4 protein-coding genes are annotated in these 2,592 nt (G+C 48.7%); all 4 read right to left on the bottom strand.

What is annotated here, in order from left to right:
- Positions 1 to 36: 36 nt before the first annotated feature.
- On the bottom strand, positions 37 to 525 hold the full coding sequence (locus EN884_RS32490) for a hypothetical protein (RefSeq protein ID WP_127224120.1): 489 nt from the start codon (positions 523 to 525) through the stop codon (positions 37 to 39).
- Positions 522 to 1,043: a hypothetical protein gene (locus tag EN884_RS32485; protein WP_127224119.1), complete on the bottom strand. Its 522-nt coding sequence runs from the start codon at positions 1,041 to 1,043 to the stop codon at positions 522 to 524. Before EN884_RS32485 ends, EN884_RS32490 begins: the two co-directional genes overlap by 4 nt.
- A 62-nt stretch (positions 1,044 to 1,105) precedes the next feature.
- Positions 1,106 to 1,615, bottom strand: a complete 510-nt coding sequence (locus tag EN884_RS32480) for a sel1 repeat family protein (protein WP_063168157.1) — start codon at positions 1,613 to 1,615, stop codon at positions 1,106 to 1,108.
- Positions 1,616 to 1,724: 109 nt separating this feature from the next.
- Positions 1,725 to 2,592: RHS repeat-associated core domain-containing protein (locus EN884_RS38830; RefSeq protein WP_164895300.1), on the bottom strand; the 868-nt coding region annotated here is incomplete at its 5' end.

Here is a 2,592-nt window from a genome sequence, read left to right as displayed (position 1 = left end):
GTATACAAAAATACACTGTCACCGTGATCTTCTTCGTTACTGATCGATTATTTCTAAAGAAAATAGGACAGGATTCTCAAAATTCACAAAATAAAACCGAGATCCATTTAGAAAATCTATTACTATTGACGTGTCTGGACCAATTCCTTCGCCAAGTTTTGTTGAAAATGGAATTTTTCTACGCCTAACTTCGTTTAAAGTATCGTCGAATGTTCTCATTTCAATTTTTGGTAACGTAACAGCGTAACGATCTGACTGTGACTTACTCTTTAGGCGGAAAAAAGTCTTTCTTACCATCAAATCGATTTTTATCATTGACACAAACGGCATATCAAATCTCGATCTTACATATAATTCAATTGGTCCAAATCCCATGTAACCATTGAAAATTTCGTCGGGACCAAAGCCCCAATAGTCTGGAGGCCCCACGAGCTCCGCAATCTCATTCAAATTTTCCCCAACCCGCACTGCCCCTATTCCTCCCGCTTCGGCAACAGAAAATATGTCGAACGTCACATCAGTCATGGCTTCTTTCCTGCTGGTTTTTTGTCTTGTCCGCCGTCGCCGCCAGTCTTTTTCTCTGCTTTTTCAATTTTCTTTTCAGCACTCTTTTTCACACTTTCAATTCTTTCACGCCATTTTTTTCCTAAGGCGTCATTCCGCGGATTGTCTAAAAGAAAACCCGCTTGTTTCGCCACGTCCTTGAGGCCCGGAACGGTCCCTAGGTATTGCTTTGCCTCTTGGGCAGCCTTTTCAAAATCCTTAGCGCCAGGCTTGGATTTACCTTCTGGGGAAAGATCAAAATCGGCGTTGATGTCTTCCCCGATGCCTATCGCGATTTCTTGCTTCTTCCCAGTTTTTGGATCGGTGTGTGTCCAATGAACGCCCTTTGATCCATCGTAACTGGAGTAGCGGTTCTCTACAGGAGAACTTGTGTGAGGCCTAACAATGTCTTGGCAGATGGCTGCGCAAGCAGGATTAACAATAGCGGAAAACGAGCCATGAGAGACCGTTCCCTGTACAAATATAGGAATTAAGCACAATGGCTGGCTCTACACATTGATCGCCCCGTGCCAATATAGCCTAGATAACTATTAGCCTTGCATCACTCCAAAATCCTCTCGTCCGCCTGATCTTTAGCTTTTACTATTACGCTTTCAATCAAAAGTGGTAGCACCACAGGCAGCAAAAAAAATCTCCAAGGCTTGCCGTAGCCCGACGAAATAAATGAAATACCGGCAATAATATTTCCTTTTTCCCATCCTTTCTTCAAAAGAAGCCTTCCCCGTTTCACATCGCCGTTTCTCATTAAATATCTTCCACATATAAGGTAAATTGCGCCAAGCTCCCACTCCGCTTTTTCTGCAAAAATATCGAGAGTCTTGGGCGATTCTTCCCTGGAAAATGTTTTTATGAGAACGAAGGTCGCTTCTTCGCCCTTTTTCTCTTCAGCGCGACGGAGCCAGAGCTCCGCTAACATTAGGTCTTTTTCTACCATCACCCCGTTAGCATAGCCAATACCAACGGCTAACTGCGCATCTGGATCTCCTTGCTCGGCCAATGGGATGAAGTACTCAATCCATCTCTGTCGCTCTTCAGCAGTGACTTGGTCCATGTGACGTTTCCCGTCTATGCATCCATCCGACGACTGGTGCGCCTAGTCCTCGGCACATGGGCTCTTTTCGAGAGCCGGTCCATTCTAAAGTCAATCACTCACTCTATCATCATAACCTGAAATCTCGATCTGTAAGCCCGCGCGGGTCCCTCATAAAGTCATGCACAATCCCCATTGGGATCCCGATAACAGGAGTTCCAAGAGGAGCACCCGGCGGCTTCGATGGCTTTGTCGGCGGACCTGGCGGCAGATCATCTGGTGGTGATGCACTTGGCGGATCAGTTGGGGTTGGAGCCTTCTTTACAGACTCCATCTGCCTCACTGGAGGTTTGGGATCGTTAACCGACGGCGCTTTGTTTGGATCCGTAAAGCTAGTCATAACATCCATGGCAAAGCCGACGAGGTTTCGAACAAAATCGAATTTACTGGCGGCTATTTGCTTACACCCATCGCACTTTTTCTTGTCAACAGAAAGGCCCAACTCCTTTACCGCCGGCCCCGCTGATTGGGAGATGGCGTGGCTGCCAGACGCTTCAGCGGTGCCAACCGAGCCGCCACCTTCTCTGGCAGCATTGGCCAATCCGGCCGCGCTGTCGTCGGCTGACCGCGCCGAATGTCCATTGTTGTCTGCTTTATTCACCGGATCGTTCTGGGCATATACATAGCGGTTGGTCCCCACGCCCTGCTTTGTCGGATCCCAATCATCTGGCGAGATGAACCTTCCCAGCACGGGATCCATGTACCGCGCATTGAGATACAGCAGCCCGGTCTCGGGATCGAAGCGTTCGCCGATGTAGCTCTTCTGGGTCTGGAAGCCTGTGTTGAGGCGCTCGCCATAGGTGGCGTAGTTGGTCTGCTCGACGATGGCGCTGGTGCTGTCGGTGACCATGCGCACCGAGGCCAGGTGATCACGATGCAGGAAGGCCTTTGTCGTGCCCGTCACTTTGATGTCGGGATGCGGATACCTGGTGTAGATC

Origin of the sequence: Mesorhizobium sp. M7A.F.Ca.AU.001.01.1.1, assembly GCF_004022735.1 — a bacterium.
GTDB lineage: Bacteria > Pseudomonadota > Alphaproteobacteria > Rhizobiales > Rhizobiaceae > Mesorhizobium > Mesorhizobium ciceri.
The sequence above is the reverse complement of the archived record's forward strand: the minus strand, read 5'-3'. Positions and strand labels throughout refer to the sequence as shown.